General features: G+C 61.3%; 16 protein-coding genes. 6 read left to right on the forward strand and 10 right to left on the reverse strand.

The window, feature by feature from the left end; translation table 11 throughout:
* Nucleotides 1–101: 101 nt before the first annotated feature.
* The gene (locus ACR0D8_RS18540; protein ID WP_480648733.1) at nucleotides 102–1,370 is read right to left on the reverse strand and encodes a cytochrome-c peroxidase; all 1,269 of its coding nucleotides are present in this window, start codon (nucleotides 1,368–1,370) and stop codon (nucleotides 102–104) included.
* Nucleotides 1,371–1,385: 15 nt separating this feature from the next.
* Here ACR0D8_RS18540 and ACR0D8_RS18545 point away from each other — a divergent pair, with 15 nt between their 5' ends.
* Entirely contained in the window at nucleotides 1,386–1,856 is a 471-nt protein-coding gene (locus ACR0D8_RS18545; protein WP_475157151.1) for a tetratricopeptide repeat protein, read from the forward strand.
* Nucleotides 1,857–1,890: 34 nt separating this feature from the next.
* On the opposite strand, the gene ACR0D8_RS18550 is transcribed toward ACR0D8_RS18545, so the two are convergent.
* The 6 genes from ACR0D8_RS18550 to ACR0D8_RS18575 are packed head-to-tail and all read right to left on the reverse strand — an operon-like array spanning nucleotide 1,891 to nucleotide 7,467.
* A complete protein-coding gene (locus ACR0D8_RS18550) occupies nucleotides 1,891–2,952 on the reverse strand; it encodes a TRAP transporter substrate-binding protein (protein WP_480648736.1) in 1,062 nt (353 codons plus the stop codon).
* A 24-nt stretch (nucleotides 2,953–2,976) separates the two neighbouring features.
* The gene (locus ACR0D8_RS18555; RefSeq protein ID WP_475157159.1) at nucleotides 2,977–4,266 is read right to left on the reverse strand and encodes a TRAP transporter large permease; all 1,290 of its coding nucleotides are present in this window, start codon (nucleotides 4,264–4,266) and stop codon (nucleotides 2,977–2,979) included.
* Nucleotides 4,267–4,854, reverse strand: coding sequence for a TRAP transporter small permease (locus ACR0D8_RS18560; protein ID WP_480648738.1), 588 nt, complete (start codon nucleotides 4,852–4,854; stop codon nucleotides 4,267–4,269).
* Nucleotides 4,855–4,907: 53 nt separating this feature from the next.
* Nucleotides 4,908–5,423: a flavin reductase family protein gene (locus ACR0D8_RS18565; RefSeq protein ID WP_480649048.1), complete on the reverse strand. Its 516-nt coding sequence runs from the start codon at nucleotides 5,421–5,423 to the stop codon at nucleotides 4,908–4,910.
* On the reverse strand, nucleotides 5,423–6,313 hold the full coding sequence (locus ACR0D8_RS18570; RefSeq protein ID WP_480648740.1) for an aldo/keto reductase: 891 nt from the start codon (nucleotides 6,311–6,313) through the stop codon (nucleotides 5,423–5,425). Before ACR0D8_RS18570 ends, ACR0D8_RS18565 begins: the two co-directional genes overlap by 1 nt.
* On the reverse strand, nucleotides 6,313–7,467 hold the full coding sequence (locus ACR0D8_RS18575) for an LLM class flavin-dependent oxidoreductase (RefSeq protein WP_480648742.1): 1,155 nt from the start codon (nucleotides 7,465–7,467) through the stop codon (nucleotides 6,313–6,315). Before ACR0D8_RS18575 ends, ACR0D8_RS18570 begins: the two co-directional genes overlap by 1 nt.
* A gap of 106 nt (nucleotides 7,468–7,573) precedes the next feature.
* Here ACR0D8_RS18575 and ACR0D8_RS18580 point away from each other — a divergent pair, with 106 nt between their 5' ends.
* From ACR0D8_RS18580 to ACR0D8_RS18600, 5 genes are all read left to right on the forward strand, one after another.
* Entirely contained in the window at nucleotides 7,574–8,284 is a 711-nt protein-coding gene (locus ACR0D8_RS18580) for a GntR family transcriptional regulator (protein ID WP_480648744.1), read from the forward strand.
* 12 nt (nucleotides 8,285–8,296) lie between these two features.
* Nucleotides 8,297–9,394, forward strand: coding sequence for a Gfo/Idh/MocA family protein (locus ACR0D8_RS18585; protein WP_480648746.1), 1,098 nt, complete (start codon nucleotides 8,297–8,299; stop codon nucleotides 9,392–9,394).
* A gap of 159 nt (nucleotides 9,395–9,553) precedes the next feature.
* Nucleotides 9,554–10,735, forward strand: coding sequence for a phosphoserine transaminase (locus ACR0D8_RS18590; protein ID WP_480648748.1), 1,182 nt, complete (start codon nucleotides 9,554–9,556; stop codon nucleotides 10,733–10,735).
* Between the two features lie 58 nt (nucleotides 10,736–10,793).
* The gene (serA, locus tag ACR0D8_RS18595; protein WP_480648750.1) at nucleotides 10,794–12,389 is read left to right on the forward strand and encodes a phosphoglycerate dehydrogenase; all 1,596 of its coding nucleotides are present in this window, start codon (nucleotides 10,794–10,796) and stop codon (nucleotides 12,387–12,389) included.
* A gap of 119 nt (nucleotides 12,390–12,508) precedes the next feature.
* Nucleotides 12,509–13,246 carry a metallophosphoesterase family protein gene (locus ACR0D8_RS18600; protein ID WP_480648752.1) on the forward strand — a complete coding sequence of 246 codons (738 nt, stop codon included), beginning with the start codon at nucleotides 12,509–12,511 and terminating at the stop codon, nucleotides 13,244–13,246.
* Here ACR0D8_RS18600 and ACR0D8_RS18605 read toward each other — a convergent pair.
* From ACR0D8_RS18605 to ACR0D8_RS18615, 3 genes are all read right to left on the reverse strand, one after another.
* On the reverse strand, nucleotides 13,233–14,750 hold the full coding sequence (locus ACR0D8_RS18605; RefSeq protein ID WP_480648754.1) for a malonate--CoA ligase: 1,518 nt from the start codon (nucleotides 14,748–14,750) through the stop codon (nucleotides 13,233–13,235). The two genes, ACR0D8_RS18600 and ACR0D8_RS18605, sit on opposite strands and share 14 nt — an antisense overlap.
* A 92-nt stretch (nucleotides 14,751–14,842) precedes the next feature.
* On the reverse strand, nucleotides 14,843–15,547 hold the full coding sequence (locus ACR0D8_RS18610; RefSeq protein WP_480648755.1) for a GntR family transcriptional regulator: 705 nt from the start codon (nucleotides 15,545–15,547) through the stop codon (nucleotides 14,843–14,845).
* Between the two features lie 13 nt (nucleotides 15,548–15,560).
* The gene (locus ACR0D8_RS18615) at nucleotides 15,561–16,916 is read right to left on the reverse strand and encodes a formimidoylglutamate deiminase (protein WP_480648757.1); all 1,356 of its coding nucleotides are present in this window, start codon (nucleotides 16,914–16,916) and stop codon (nucleotides 15,561–15,563) included.
* Nucleotides 16,917–16,947 lie beyond the last annotated feature (31 nt).

Below are 16,947 nucleotides of genomic sequence, written 5' to 3' on the forward strand. Positions count from 1 at the left end.
CGCATACGGAGACCGAAACCTTATCTGCACATGCCCACCCATGTCAGAATACGAAGACGCAGCAGAATAGCCAAAACCCCCGCCTCGGCGGGGGTTTTTTTCTAGGGTTGAAATCCTTCGGGCACGCCAAAAGGCGGCGTGTCCACGCTGGTTCCGGTCAGGGCGTGCAGAAACGCGATGAGGCTGTCAATTTCGGCGTCGGACAGATCAACAGGGGAGATGTCGATCTTGCTGCGCTGGCGGGCCATTTCCAGTTGGTCGTCCCATACGATGAAGTCTGCCCTTTGCAGCCACGGAACCTCGGGCAGCGCGGCCATGTCCGGGGACCATGCCGCAAGGCTGCGTTCGGGGTCCAGATGGTGGCGGATCATGCTTTCGAGGTCGGGGAATGCGCCGTTATGGCCGTAGGGGGCGGTCAGGGCAACATTGCGCAGCATCGGTGTGCGGAACCGGTAGGCGTCCTGCACCCGGTCGCTTTCGCCCATGCGGCCAACATCGCGGACATACGGGTCCCACTGACGGGTACGACCGGGGCCAAACGGCGGCAGTGCCAGTGCGTGGAACTTCTGATCGGACAATAGTGAACCGGAATGGCAGCTGGAACATCGGGCTTTGCCATAGAACAGGTCCATGCCGGCCCTTTGCGGTTGTGACAGCGCATCGCCCTCACCGGCCAGATACCGGTCAAACGGGCTGTCAGTGCTGCGCCATTCGGTGGCCATGAAGGCAGCGAGTGCGTTGGCGATCTGGGTGATCGTGATGTCTTCGGTCGTGGTAATTTCGCCAAAGGCCGCAACCATGGCCGGGCCATAGCGCGGATCGGTGCGCACGCGTTTAGCAAGGATCGGCCAGCCCTTGTCGATCCGGTCGTGTACCGCGCCGGTCACCTGATTTTCCGCGACATTTCCGGCCATTTCGAATTGCGAGATCAGCGGGAACAGCGCCTGCGCGGCCAACAGCGAGTTCAAACCTTCCGGCAACCATTCCTGCGCTGGTGAGTTGAAGCCGTTACCATAGACGTCCGACAGACTCAGGCGGCCGTCGTGAAACAGGGTGTGAATGTCCCGCGCGCCCAGGTTCCAAAGGCCCGGCGAATTGCGCGGGATACGTTTGCGGATCCGATCCGCGCCGGTGCCGGGCGTGCGCTCGGGGCCCAGGCCCTCACCGCCTTCGCCCATGCCCAGCGACAATCCGTCCGAGGTGCCGAATTCCGGGTGGTGGCAATGGGCGCAGGCGATGTTCCGGTTGCCCGACAGGATCGGGTCGTAAAACAGTTGATGTCCGATGGCCGCCTGTTTCATATCGAAGGGCAGAAAATCATCATCCGTCAGCGGGCGCGGCAAGTCTTGCGCCGCCGCAGTCCCTGCCAAAAGGAACGCAAACCCATGCGCCAGTTTGTATTTGCCCTTTGCCTGTTCGCGACCCCGGCTCTGGCCGAGCTGGAGCAGGCCCGCGATCTTATGGAGGCCGGCGAGTTCGAAGCCGCGCGCGAGGAACTTCTGCCCGCCGCCCGGTCGGGCAATGCCGAGGCCGAGGAACTGATCGGAGTGATGTACGGGCTTGGTCTTGGGGTCGAGCAGGATTACGAACGCGCCTTTGACTGGTATCTGCGCGCCTCGATGAAGGGTCATCCGGGGGCGCAGTCGGGTGTGGGCTGGTATTACGAACTGGGTCTCGGCATGCCCGCGCCCGATCTGGTGCGGGCCTATATGTGGTACACGCTCAGCGCGATTGGCGGTGACCCGGACGCCGCGATCAGCCTTGAGGAAGTGGTCAAGAAAATGTCGCCGGAGCAGATCGAAAGGGCGCATGTTCTGGTGAACGACTACAAAGGGTGGATGTACCCGTTTCGGTAAAGGGCCGGGCTGAATCCGCCCGGCCCGGTTTACATCAGTTCAGGTCCGCGTTGCGCGACGCGTTGACGTCCGCCTCGGCCGCGGCCACGGCTTCGGTCAGGGCGTTAAAGACCTCGTCGCCACGGGTCACGTTGGACTGGAACCATTCATAGACCGGGGTCGCGGCCTCTTTGAACGCGGCTTTCTGATCCGGGCTCGGAACATAGAGGTCACCACCACCGGCGACGAAATCCTCATAAGCCTGGATCGACTTGCGCTTGGGTGAGGCAAATGTGGCCTGTTGCAGCGCATAGAACCCGTCCACCACGACGCGGCGCATGTCTTCGGGCATCTCCTGGAACTTGGCGTTGTTCATCCACCACAGGGCACCCATATAGGCGTGACCGTCCAGCGTGACATATTGCAGACCCGCATCTGGGAATTTCATGCCCATGATGTCGGTTATGCCGTTCTTGGACCCTTCGACAACACCGGTCTGGAAGCTGGTGAACAGTTCCGGCCACGGGATCGGGGTCGGTGACGCGCCAAGTGCCTTGACCAGCTCCTGCGGCAGGTCGGCAACCACGGTGCGGATTTTCAGCCCTTCCATGTCGGCGGGTTCCGCAATCCGGCGCTGCGTGTTGGCGAAGTTGCGCCAGCCACCGGTGTTGCCGATGGTCATCAGGCGGATCGCGCCGCCGGAATCCTCAAGCGCCATGTCCCGCATCTTGCGGGTGAAATCACCGGACAACACATGTTCGGCAATGCGGTCATCGGCCATCAGGTAGGGCAGGTCCAGAACCTGCACGTAGGGAAAGATGCCCGAGGCGCCGCCCGAGGTGGAAATGTAGACGTCGATGGTGCCGTCCGCCACGCCCTGCAGGCATTCGGCCCCGTTCGAACACAGCTGCGTGCCGATGAACAGTTCCACCTCGATGGCGCCGTTCGAGGCCGCTTCGACATAGTTCTTGAAGACGATCAGACCGTCGTAATCCTCGTCGTTTTCATTCGAGTTTGCTGTGGCGCGCAGCGTGTAATCGGCTGCGGTTGCGGCAATGGCGGACGCGGCCACCAGCGATGTGGCCACCGCTGCGGTTTTGATGAAGCTTCTGAGCATGCGTTTCCTCCCTGTGATACTCAGTTAGTTTGCAAATCCCGTTATCCTCGGGATCGTCATGGAGATTGCGGGGACATAGGTGATCAGGAAGATCACTATGATTTCGACGGCCAGGAACGGCAGGATGGCCTTGGCAATGGTCTCGACCCGTTCGCGCGACACGGCAGCCGCCACAAACAGCACCAGCCCCATGGGCGGCGTGGCCAGGCCGACAGTCAGGTTGACGCTCATGATAATGGCAAAGTGGATCGGGTCCACACCAAGGCTGGTGAAGATCGGGGCCAGGATCGGGCCAAGGATGATGATCGCCGGTCCGGCGTCCAGAAACATGCCGACAATGAACAGCAGCAGGTTGATCAGTAGCAGCAGGATCAGCGGGTTTTCCGAAAGACTGAGGATCAGCTGCGCCAGCTGTTCCGGCGCGTGGCTGAGGCTGACCACGGTCTTGAACGCCATCGCGGCACCCACCAGCAGCAGAACAACGGCCGAGGTCAGCCCGGCATTGCTGAGGATCTCGGGCACTTCCTTCAGGGTCAGCGTGCGCAGGACGAAGAACCCGATGATGAAGGCATATCCCACCGCCACGGCGGCGGCCTCGGTTGGTGTGAAGATGCCGCCCAGGATGCCGCCCAGAATGATCACCGGGGTCATCAGCGGGAAAAAGGCCTTGAGGCTGGCTTGACGGCGTTCGGGCCATGTGTATTTGCGGCTGGCGACGGGAAAGTCATATTTGTCGGCCATGAATTTGATCATCAGCATCAGGCCCACACCGACCATCACGCCGGGCACGATGCCCGCCAGGAACAGGGCGGCAACGCTTTCGCCCATGACATAGGCGTAGATGATCATGATGCCCGAGGGCGGAATGATCGGACCGATCACCGAACTGGCGGCGGTGATCGCAGCGGCGAATTTCCGGGAATAGCCCTGCTTTTCCATTGCCGGGATCAGCATCGACCCCAGAGCCGATGTGTCGGCCACAGCCGAACCGGACAGCCCGGCGAACAGGATGGAACTCAGCACATTCACATGCGCCAGCCCGCCACGGAAATGGCCCATCAGGGCCTGGCTGAACTCGACCAGCCGGATGGTGATACCGCCCCGGTTCATCAACTCGCCGGCCAGCATGAAGAACGGAATCGCCATCAGCGGAAAACTGTCCATCCCGTTATAGACATTGCGATACAGCAACGTGATGTCATTGGTCTGACCGTTCAGCCACAGCAGGATGCCCGGCGCGGCCAGAAGCGCGAAAAAGACCGGCAGGCCGATCATCAGGAAGATAAGGAAGGTGGGAAGGAACCAAATCAGCATTTATTCAGCCCCCACTGGTGCTTCGGCAATTTCAGGCAGCAGGTCACCGCCGCCAAGCAAGGTGATGACGGCGCGCAGGATCAGCTCGATATTGACCGAGATCAGCAGAATGACCCCCACCAGCAACGACGCCATCATCCAGCTGCGCGGGACGCGGAACCATTCGTCAAAACCGAAGGAGGTGGGCAGGTACAGCGCCGCAGTGGCGAATTTGCCGCCAAAGCCGGTAACCTCGGACCAGCCAATGCCGACCGCAACCAGCAGCACCGCCAGCGACACCAGCAACAGGAAGATGTTCAGGGTCTGGCCCAGTACCCGGGGCAGCATCATCGGCACCATGTCGATGGCCACGAACCCGCCGCGCCGAAAGGCGGTCGGGGCCATCAGCCCGGTCATCCACAGCATGCAGAACCGCGCGGCTTCGTCTGGCCAGGGCAGGGCGTTGCCCAGCACGTACCGAAAGAAAACCTGAATCAGGATCGCGACCACCATCAGCGCAATTGCAACGACGCCAACCGCGCGGCCCAGTCGCAGCGCGGTTTCGTTCACGAATGCAATCGGCGCAAGCACCGATGTCAATCCGCCCATGCGGATCCTCCCTTTTTCAGCCGCAGGTTTTTCCCGCGGTCGTCATATCGCGCTTATTTATGCGCGAATTGGCCGAGTTTTCCGGCGTAAAAGGTCAGAGCGTCTCCATCCGCCATGCTGGCCCTCAGAACCTTGCCCACCACAATAACGTGATCGCCCGCATCGTGATACGCATGTTGTTCACATTCGAACCGCGCCAGGCAATCCGGCAGCAATGGCGTGCCGTTCTTGCAGTGGTCGTGGTCGATATCCTTCAGGGCATGGGCGTTTTTCGAACACCCGAAACAAAGCTCGGCCTGTTCGGTGGACAGGACATGCACGGTAAAGTGCCGCGCATTCCGAAAATAGGGGAACCGCCGCGAATTGCGATCTGCCGCCCACATCACCAGCGGCGGGTCCAGCGAAAGCGAGGAAAAACTGTTCGCGGTGATGCAGATCGGGCCGTCATCGCTGTTGCAGGTCACGATCGTGACACCGGTGGCAAAGCGGCCGAAGGCGTCGCGCAAGGTTCGGGTGTCGTCCTTGTGCGGGACGAATGTGTGGGTGAAATCCTTTGAGATTGCATTCATCATGGTACCTCATGTCCCAGCGCCGCCTCGTACAGGCGGAACCAGGTTTCGCGATCCAGTTTGACTTTCAAAGCGTCTGAAATGCCTTTGATGCGGTCCAGGTTGTTGGTGCCCAGAACCGGCAGGATGCCCGCCGGGTGCGCCAGCAGGAAGGCCACCGCAACAGCGGCGCGATCGACGCCGAATTCCGCCGCGACCTCGTCAGCCACAACGCCCACCGGAGGGTTCCCGGCCATCAGCATGCCGCCGCCCAGCGGCGACCACGCCATCAGCGGGTGCCCGTGCTGCTGGTGAAACGCCAGATCGCCATTGGTAAAGGCGCTGATTTCGCCCAGCGAGATTTCGATCTGGTTGGTGACCAGCGGGGTCTTCATCGCCGATTGCAGCAGCGACCAGTCCCAGGGTCTGAAGTTCGACACGCCCACCGCGCCCACCTTGCCGCTGGCGACGACCTCATCCAGCGCGGCCCCGGTTTCATGATGATCCATGAACGGGTCGGGGCGGTGGATCAGCAGCAGGTCGATATGGTCGATGGCCATCTCGGACAGCGAGGTTTCGACCGATTTCACGATATGCGCGCGCGACGTGTCGTAGTATTTCACCTTCGCATGCGCGTATCGGCCGCAGGGGGCGACGATGTCGCATTTGGTGACGATCTCCATCTTCTGGCGCAACGCGGGATTTGCGCGCAGCGCGGCGCCCAGCACGGCCTCGGCGTTGTAGTCGCCATAGATATCGGCCTGATCGAAGCTGGTGATGCCCTGATCCAGACAGGCCTGGATCTTGGCTTCGACGTGGCCCGCCGATGTATCGCTGTCATCGCCCAGCCGCCACATGCCATAGACCAGGCGGCTCATCTCCAGCGACTCGGTTAGTTTCACGCGTTGCATCAGCGGCGGACTCCGTTGCCCAGCGGGGTGGCCGGCGTATTTAGCGGCACGCGCCCATAAGCCTCGGGCAGCGAGCAGGTTTTCAGGTTCGGCATCACGCGGGTGCCGAAATGGCGAGCTTCGTCCATATGCGGATAGCCCGAGAAGATGAAAGCGCGGATGCCCATCTTCTGGTATTCCTCGATCTTGGTCATAACCTGATCGGTCGACCCGACCAGCGCTGCGCCGCAGCCCGAACGCGCCCGGCCAACACCGGTCCACAACCCGGGTTCGACATAGCCGTACTCATCCGCAAGATCGCGGTTCCTGGCCTGATGCGCCACGCCCAGCGAGGTTGCGTCCAGCGCCCGTTCGCGGATGGCGCGGCCATATTCGTCGTCCAGTTTGGACACGATGTAATCCGCGTATTCCTGCGCCTCGGCCTCGGTGTCGCGGACGATCATGTGCACGCGCAGACCGTAATCCAGCGTTCGGCTGTAGTTCTCCGCCACCGCGTGGACCGCCCTCATCCGTTCGGCCAGCTGGTCCTTGGTTTCCGGCCACATCAGGTAGACGTCGCAATGCTCGCCGCACAAATCCAAGGCGGATGGGGAATAGCCGCCGAAATACAGCAGCGGCCCGCCGGTCTGATAGGGTTTCGCGGGATCGGTGGTCAGGCCCGAGAAGTTATAGACCTCGCCCGCATGATTGATCTCATCCTGCGTCCAGGCCTGTTTCAGAATCTCCACCACTTCGCGCGAACGTTGATAGCGATAGGCGCTGTCGGCCTTTTCGCCGGGGAAGTCGGATGAGATGATGTTGACCGTCAGCCGCCCCTGCAGCATGTGATCCAGCGTAGCGATGGTGCGGGCCAGCATGATCGGCTGCATCTCGCCACAGCGCACGGCGGCCAGAAGGTTGATCTTTTCAGTGATCGGCGCGCAGCCGGCGACAAAGCTGAGCGTATCCTGACCGACCTGATAGGACGACGGGCACAGGATATTGCGGAACCCCTGCGCCTCGGCCTCTTTGACGATGCCGGAACAATGATCCCAGCTTGATCGCAGATCGCCCTCCGGCACACCGAGGAACTGATAGTCGTCCGAACACAGCGCCGCGAACCACGACACTTCGGCCGCGTCCAGATCGGAGGATGTGATGGGGACGATGGTCATTTGATTCGTTCTCCGGACAACTTTGACTTTCCTCTTGCGTAGCAACCGCTTTGATGTAGATCAATAGTGTATCAATTTTTTCTGCGACTCAGTGAAGCGCCCAAGAATGTCCACCAACGGCCGAAACCCGAACGCCCTTCCGATCTATGTTCAGATCGCCGAGCTTCTGATCCGCGATATCGCCGCCGGACGGCTGATCGACGGTGAGCGTCTGCCGCCCGAACGGGACATGGCGGCAAACCTGAATGTCTCGGTCGGAACGCTGCGAAAATCACTCGCCGAGCTTGAGAAAAAGGGAATGCTTGAGCGCATACAGGGGTCGGGTAATTACATCCGCGAGACAGGAACCCAGAACAGCGTCTATGCGATGTTCCGCCTGGAACTGCCCGAAGGGGGCGGCCTGCCGCGGGCGGATGTCCTGTCGGTCGATCAACTGGCCAAGCCCGGCTATCTGCCGCGTTTCGGAACTTCGGACCGAGGCTCGCGGGTGCGGCGGATGCGCTATCTGAATGACACAATTATCGCGGTTGAGGAAATCTGGCTGGACGAATCGGCCGGACGGATCGATCGGGCGCTGTTGTCGGACTCGCTGTATCGCTACTACCAGCACCAGCTGGGGTTCTGGATAACGCGGGCGGAAGACCGGGTTACGGTGCGCCCCTTGCCCGACTGGACACCGCTTGCCTTTACAAAGCCGGTCGGCGAAACGGCAGGTTATATCGAACGGTTCAGCTGGTCCGACCGGCCCGAGCCGGTGGAGTTTTCGAAAACGTGGTTCGATCCGGATCGGGCCACCTATGTCCAACGCCTGAAGTAAAAGGAAACACGCATGACCCGGACCATCAATTACGGGCTGATCGGATGCGGCATGATGGGGCAGGAGCACCTGCACAATATCGCCCTGCTGGAGGGTACGCGCGTTTCGGCGGTGTATGAACCGGATGCCGGCATGGCGCAGGCCGCGCGGACCATTGCGCCGGACGCGGTTCAGGTGTCCTCGGTTCAGGAGCTTCTGGCGGTCGGGGATCTGGACTGCATCGTGATCGCCAGCCCCAATCACCTGCATGTGGATCAGATCGACGAGATCGCCCGGACCCGGCCGCTGCCTCTGCTGGTGGAAAAACCCCTGTTCACCGATCCCGCAGACGCGACCCGGCTGGACGCCATTCAGCAAAGCTATCCGCATCCGATCTGGGTGGCGATGGAATACCGCTACATGCCGCCAATCGCGGCGCTGATTTCGGAACTGCAGGCAACCGGCGGCGTCAGAATGCTGTCGATCCGCGAGCACCGCTTTCCGTTTCTGGAAAAGGTCGGAAACTGGAACCGTTTCAACCGCAACACCGGCGGCACCTTTGTCGAGAAATGTTGCCATTTCTTCGACCTGATGCGGCTGATCCTGCAATCCGACCCGGTCCGCGTGACCGCAAGCGGCGGGCAGGCGGTCAATCACCTGTCCGAATCCTATGACGGCGAAGTGCCGGATGTTCTGGACCATGGCTATGTCATGGTGGATTTCGCCTCGGGCGCGCGGGCGATGCTTGAATTGTGCATGTTCGCCGAAGGCTCGCGCTATCAGGAGGAAATTTCCGCCATCGGTCCTGACGCAAAGATTGAGGCGCTGGTGCCCGGTCCGGGCCGGTTCTGGCCCGCCCATCTGGGCGCGCCGCCAGTGCCGCAGGTCATCGTCAGCCCGCGCAATCCCAAGGGGCCGGTGGTCAAGGACATTCCGGTTGATCCGCGCCTGCTGGCCGCCGGTGATCACAACGGATCGACCTATTACCAGCATCAGGGGTTTCTGGCGGTTCTGCGCGGTGAAAAGGCGCAGCCGGATGTCAGCCTGCAGGACGGTCTTTGGGCAGTAAAGATCGGTCTGGCGGCGCAACAGGCGCTGGCAACCGGCGAGACGGTTCGCTTTGACGATTGAAGCCGATAGGAAACCTGCGTTCCGGATTCGCACAAAAAGGGGTGTCGTTTTTGGCGTCTGATGGGTCTTTTTCACTTGCTGAGTGAATTTTGACGCAATAGCTCTGTCCGTGGGACACCCCTCCCCAACGAGGGGCGTGTATCTGGAAGGGTAATACAGATGACTATAGAACAACCGGTGTCGCACGACACCGTGCGCAAACCTGATGTGCGGCCGGCGAATCCGCGTTTCTCTTCGGGCCCCTGCGCCAAACCCCCCACATTTGATGTGACCAAACTGGCTGATGCCGCGCTGGGCCGGTCGCACCGGGCCGCCGTCGGCAAGGATAAGCTGAAGGCCGCCATCGAAGGCACGCGCGAGGTGCTGGGCATTCCGGCGGATTACCGGATCGGCATCGTGCCTGCCTCGGACACAGGCGCGGTTGAGATGGCGCTGTGGTCGCTGCTGGGCGAGCGCAAGGTCGAGATGCTGGCCTGGGAGAGCTTTGGCTCTGGCTGGGTGACCGATGTGGTCAAGCAGCTGAAGATCGACGCCGAGGTGAAAACTGCGGATTACGGGCAGATCGTGGATCTGGCTTCGGTCGATTTCGCCAATGACGTTGTGTTTACTTGGAACGGTACGACTTCGGGCGTGCGGGTTCCGAATGGCGAATGGATCACCGATGAACGTCAGGGTCTGACCATCTGTGATGCGACCTCGGCGGCTTTTGCCATGGACCTGCCGTGGGACAAGCTGGATGTGACCACCTTCAGCTGGCAGAAAGTGCTGGGCGGAGAAGCGGCCCATGGCATGCTGATCCTGTCGCCCCGTGCTGTAGAGCGGTTGGAGAGCTATACCCCCGCGTGGCCGCTGCCTAAGATTTTCCGTCTGACCAAAGGCGGCAAGCTGATCGAAGGTATCTTTGCTGGTGCAACGATCAACACGCCCTCGATGTTGGCGGTCGAAGATTACCTGTTTGCGCTGGACTGGGCACGCTCGGTCGGAGGTCTGCAAGGCTTGATCGCACGCGCCGATGCCAATGCCGGTGCAGTGCATGCGTTCTGCGACCAGAACGACTGGATTGCCAATCTGGCCGAGGACGCGGCGACGCAGTCGAACACTTCGGTCTGTCTGAAGTTCACCGACGCGCGCATTCAGGACGGTGCTGCGTTCGCCAAGGCCGTGGCCAAACGGCTGGAGGCCGAAAATATCGCGCTGGATATCGGTGCCTATCGCGACGCGCCCGCGGGTCTGCGCATCTGGTGCGGCGGCACGGTCGAGACCTCGGATATCGAGGCGATGCTGCCCTGGCTGGCATGGGCTTTTGAAACCGAGATCGCGGCGCAAACCGAAGCTGCCTGACATATTTACCGGGCCGTAACTGGCCCGGGCATTTTCCAATACATCAAGGACCAGAGATATGGCCCCCAAAGTACTCGTCTCCGACAAGCTTAGCGAAACCGCCGTGCAGATTTTCCGCGATCGCGGCATCGACGTGGATTTCATGCCCGATCTGGGCAAGGACAAAGACAAACTGGCCGAGGTGATCGGCCAGTATGACGGCCTTGCCATCCGTTCCGCCACCAAGGTCACGCCGACCATTCTGGACAAGGCCGACAAGCTGAAGGTTATCGGCCGCGCCGGGATCGGCACCGACAATATCGACAAGGAAGCCGCCAGCAAGAAGGGCGTGATCGTGATGAACACGCCGTATGGCAACATGATCACCACAGCCGAACATGCCATTGCGATGATGTTCGCCGTGGCGCGGCAAATCCCCGAAGCCAGCACCTCGACGCATGCAGGCAAGTGGGAGAAGTCCAAGTTCATGGGGATCGAGCTGACCAACAAGACGCTTGGCGTCATCGGTGCGGGCAATATCGGCGGCATCGTCTGTGAACGGGCGCTGGGCCTGAAGATGAAAGTGGTGGCATATGATCCCTATCTGAGCCAGGAGAAAGCCGCCAAGATGGGTGTCGAAAAGGTCGAACTGGATGATCTTCTGACCCGCGCCGACTTCATCACCCTGCACGTGCCGCTGACGGACCAGACCCGCAACATCCTGAGCCGCGAGAATCTGGCCAAAACCAAGCCGGGCGTGCGCATCGTCAACTGCGCCCGTGGCGGTCTTGTGGATGAGGCCGCGCTGGCCGAGATGCTGCAATCGGGTCATGTCGCTGGTGCCGCCTTTGACGTGTTCAGCCAGGAACCGGCCAAGGACAACCCGCTGTTCAACCTGCCCAACGTGGTCTGCACCCCGCATCTGGGCGCGGCGACGACCGAAGCGCAGGAGAATGTGGCGCTACAGGTGGCCGAGCAGATTTCCAACTATCTGCTGACCGGGGCCGTGGAAAACGCCCTTAACATGCCCAGTGTGACGGCCGAAGAGGCCAAGGTCATGGGGCCGTGGATCAAGCTGGCCGGTCATCTGGGCAGCTTTATCGGCCAGATGACGGATGAGCCGATCAAGGCGATCAACATCCTCTATGACGGTGTGGCGTCCGAGATGAACCTGGCGGCGCTGAACTGCTCGGTCGTGGCGGGGATCATGAAAAAGGTCAATCCCGAGGTGAATATGGTCTCGGCCCCGGTTGTGGCCAAGGAACGCGGTATTCAGCTTTCGACCACAAACCAGGACAAATCCGGTGCCTTTGAAGGTTATATCAAGGTGACCGTAGTGACCGAAAAGCGCGAGCGTTCGATCGGGGGCACCGTGTTCAGCGACGGCAAGCCGCGTTTCATTCAGATCAAGGGCATCAATATCGACGCCGAAGTTGGGGCCCACATGCTCTATACCACCAACGAAGATGTGCCGGGCATCATCGGGACGCTGGGCCGGACCATGGGGGAAAGCAACGTCAACATCGCCAACTTTACCCTAGGCCGGTCTGAGGCGGGCGGCGAAGCCATCGCGCTGTTGTATGTGGACGAGCCGGTTCCGGCCGAAGCGCGTGCCAAACTGGCGGAAACCGGTCTGTTCACCCAGATCAAACCGCTGGAATTCGACGTTGCCTGAACGGAAGTGTTGAATTTCCGAGACAATTTCTGCCCGCGCCCGCACCGGCGCGGGTATTTTCTTTTCCCGATCCGCATTTCGCGCCACAAGCAAACTATTCAAATCTCTGAGGGTTTTTCGTGACATCCCCCATTTACGCCATTGGCGACATTCACGGTCAGCTTGAGATGCTGGAACATGCCCTGCACCTGATCGCGCGCGACGGCGGGCCGGATGCCCGGATCGTGTTTCTGGGCGATTATGTGGATCGCGGCCCCGACAGCCGCGGCGTTCTGGACCTGCTGATCGCCGGGCAGCGCGCTGGGCGGAACTGGGTCATGGTCAAGGGCAATCACGACCGGATGATGACGCGTTTCGTGCAGGATTGCGAGATTGCGGACAGGCATCTGCCGGTCACGCTCAGCTGGTTGCACCCCCGGTTGGGAGGTCGCGAATCGCTGGCCTCCTACGGCGTCGAGGTGACGGACAATGACCGCATTTTTCAGGTGAACGAACGGGCCCGTGCTGCTGTGCCGCCTGCCCATGTCGATTTTGTCAACGCTCTGCCGACCTATCATCAGCACGGTGATTTGCTGTTCGTGCACGCAGGCATCCGCCCCGGTCTTCCGCTGGAGCAGCAGTCCGAGGACGATCTGGTCTGGATCCGGCACGTCTTTCTACGCCACGCCCAACCGCACCCGTGGCTGATCGTGCACGGGCACACGCCGGTGGACCGGGCCGAACATTGCGGCAATCGCATCAATCTGGATGCGGGCGCGGGCTATGGCCGGCCGCTGGCGACGGCGGTTTTCGAAGGGCGCCAATGCTGGTTGCTGACCGGGGTCGGGCGCGTGCCGCTGGTGCCTAGCCCGTCGTGAACAGGTCTTTGTACGTGTCACGCAGCACGTTCTTCTGAACCTTGCCCATGGTGTTGCGGGGCAACTCGTCCAGTACGATCAGCCTGCGGGGATGTTTGAACCGGGCCAGAGCATCATTTACACGGGTCAGAATGGCCTTTGGATTCAGGATCTGGCCCGGTTCCGGCACCAGAATGCCCAGAACGGTCTCGCCGAAGTCGGGATGTGGCACGCCGATTACAGCGCTTTCCAGCACGCCGGGCTGGTCGTCCAGCACCAGTTCGACCTCTTTGGGATAGATGTTGTACCCGCCCGAGATGATCAGGTCCTTGCCGCGCCCGACGATATGGACATAGCCGTCCTCATCCACGCGGCCCAGGTCGCCGGTGATAAAGAAGCCGTCCTCGCGCAGTTCGGCAGCGGTTTTCTCGGGCATCTGCCAATAGCCCTGGAACACGTTCGGGCCGCGCACCTCGATCATGCCAATCTCGCCCTGCGGCAAAGCCTCGCCTGATTCGGGGTCAGTCACTTTCAACTCGACATCCGGCAAGGGGAGGCCCACCGTCCCCGCGCGACGCTCGCCGTCATAGGGGTTTGAGGTGTTCATGTTGGTTTCGGTCATGCCATAGCGTTCAAGGATGCGGTGGCTGGTGCGGGCTTTGAACCGCTCATGGGTTTCCGCCAGCAATGGGGCCGAGCCCGAGATGAACAGCCGCATATGCCGGGCCAGATCGCCGGTGAAACGATCGTCGCCAAGCAGGCGCGTATAGAAAGTCGGAACCCCCATCATCGCGGTTGTGTCAGGCATCAGGCGCAACATGTCGTCCAGATCGAATTTCGGCAGAAAGATCATCGACCCGCCCGAGGCCAGCACCACATTCGTCGCCACAAACAGCCCGTGGGTGTGAAAGATCGGCAGCGCGTGCAGCAAGCAGTCCTGTGGCGTGAACCGCCATTCCGCTACCAGCGTTTCGGCGTTTGACAGCAGGTTCTGTTGCGTCAGCATCGCCCCTTTGGACCGGCCTGTTGTGCCCGATGTGTAAAGAAAGGCGGCCAGATCGTCCGCCTGGCGCCGGACCGGCGCGAACGCGGGCAGCATTCCCAGCGCCCGCCGTGTCAGGCTGCCTGATCCATCAGCATTCAGCGTTTCAAGCCGGGCGTTTTGCGCCTGCGCAATCGGTGCCAGCCCCTCTTTCCGCGCTGCGTCGCAAACCACCAGCGCCGCGCCACTGTTTTCTATGAAATAGCCGAGTTCGGCCGTTGTGTAGGCGGTGTTCAGAGGCAGGAAAATCAGCCCGGTCTGTACGCAGGCCGCATAGAGCGCCAACGCCTCCGGCGACTTTTCAACCTGAACCGCCACCCGGTCGCCGGGCTCAAGTTCGAACCCGTTCAGCGCGTTGGCGATCCGGGCGGCGGTGTCCAGAAATTCTGCATGGGTCAGGGTCCGGCCGTCAGGCAAACGCAGGAACGGCGTGTCCTTGCCCGCATGAATCCCAAACAAGCGATCATAAAGCGGGTTGCCCATTCCATTGTTCCCTCGTCCCGGATCAGTCTGGTCTGAATCTGGCGCGGATTGAAAAGGGGGTAAAGCCCCGTGCGCAGAATTTGGACCGATGATCAGAACTGTGTGGTCATGCGGTACCCGGCGGCAAAGAACATCTTGGCAAACGTCACCGGCTGGCCCTGTAGCCAGGTGATCCGCTCGGCCGTGAATACCGGCTCGCCTTCCGGCACATCCAGAAAGCCCGCGACCGTGGCATCCGCACGGCTGGCCAGAAAGCTCAGTTCGACATTGGTGAAAGGAACGGTCTGGATCAGCCATTCATTCGGGCCGACATCCGAGAAATCCGCCTGCGCGACCTGCGGAACCGAGGCAGTGACGATCCAGCGATCCTCGTACTGAAACGGGGTGTTGCCGTTGAAATGCATGCAGCGCACATGCACGACGCTTTGGCCGGGCGGCAGCGCCAGCCGCGCGCTCAGCCATTCCGGAGCGGTCTCGGAGCCGGAGGCCACCAGCGCATAGCGATAGGTGCCGCCCAAAGCCTCGACTTCATCGCGCACCATCGGGATGGTGAAACGGGCCTGTCGCCGCGGCGCGCTGAGAACCCGCGTGCCGGCCTTGCGCCGGCGTTCCAGAAACCCCTCATCCGCCAGTTCCCGCAGCGCCCGGTTGACGGTGGTGCGGGTGCAGGAAAACTCGACCGCAAGCTCCTGCTCGTTGGGCAACAGGGAGTCGGGCTGCCATTCGCCAGACCGGATCCGCTCAAGCACGGTCTGCTTGATGTCCTTGTAGCTGGTGGTGTCATTGGGTTGGGGCATGGTGCCGGTTCCTTTAAACCGAGGCCAAAAGGCCCGCAATCGCGGATCTGTATGCAGGAAGGATCTGGTCGCGGGCAACGTGGCGGCCTTGTTTGACCATATGCCGCCCGGCGCTCCACAGGTCGGTGACAAGCCCGTCGGGCGCGGCAAAGCACAGGCCATCCAGAAGCTGATCATCGGTCAGGGCGCAAAGCGCGGGATGCTGCCGGTCGATTGCCACCAGATCAGCCAGCTTGCCTTTGGCGATCACCCCCGCATCGCGGCCAAGGGCCTGAGCGCCGCCCTGTGCCGCGCCGGTATAGATCGCCTGTCCGACTGACCCCTCGCCCGTGATCAGAATGGCGCGTTCCTTGTCACGCAGGCGTTGAGAATATTCCAGCATTCGCAATTCCTCGGACATCGAAACCCTTATATTAGAGTCTGATCCCACGCCAAACCGCCCGTTTTCGACGATGTAGGTGGCACCGTTGAAAATGCCGTCGCCCAGATTGGCTTCGGTGATCGGGCACAGCCCCGCAACCGCACCAGAGCGGGCCAGCGCGCGGGTTTCCGCATCGGTCATATGGGTGGCGTGGATCAGGCACCAGCGCGCGTTGACCTCGGCAATCTCCAAAAGCCAGGCCACCGGGCGCTGCCCCAGCGCGGCCTGAACATCGTCCACTTCCTGAAGCTGTTCAGCGATATGGATATGCACCGGTCCGCCGGGCACGGCCTGAAGCACCGCGTGCAGATCGGCCGGGGACGTTGCCCGCAGGGAATGCGGTGCGATGCCGATTACGGAATCTGAATGGGGCAGGGTCGCACGACACTGTTGGACAAGGTCCAAAAACCGGCCCACATCATTGCCGAACCGCACCTGCCCGCCCGCCAGCGGCTCCTGCCGGACACCGCCATAGGTGTAGAGCACCGGCAAGTGGGTCAGGCCGATCCCCGTCAGATTTGCGGCGGCAAAGATACGCTGGCTCAACTCGGACAGGTGATCATAAGCGGTGCCGCCGGGTTGATGGTGGACATAGTGAAATTCACCGACCGAGGCATAGCCGGCCTCCTGCATCTCCATGAACACCAGCGCGGCGATGGCCTCGATCTGTTCCGGCGTAAGCCTGTCCAGGAACCGGTACATCAGGTCACGCCAGGTCCAGAAACTTTCGCGCCCCGCTGCCCGGCTTTCCGTCATTCCGGCCATGGCCCGCTGAAACGAATGGCTGTGCAGGTTGGCCGGCGCGGGCAGCAGAACGTCAACCCGCGTGTCCTCGGGCGATGCGGGCACATCGTGTTGCACGTCATTGATCCGCCCATGGTCAAGCTCGACCCGAAGGTTGCTGACCCAGTCAGAGCCTAACAAGGCCGTTTTGGCGTGAATCGACATTCCGTTTCCATTTTGTGTAGACTTTATCAAG

It is taken from the genome of Ruegeria sp. BG10 (assembly GCF_056538575.1).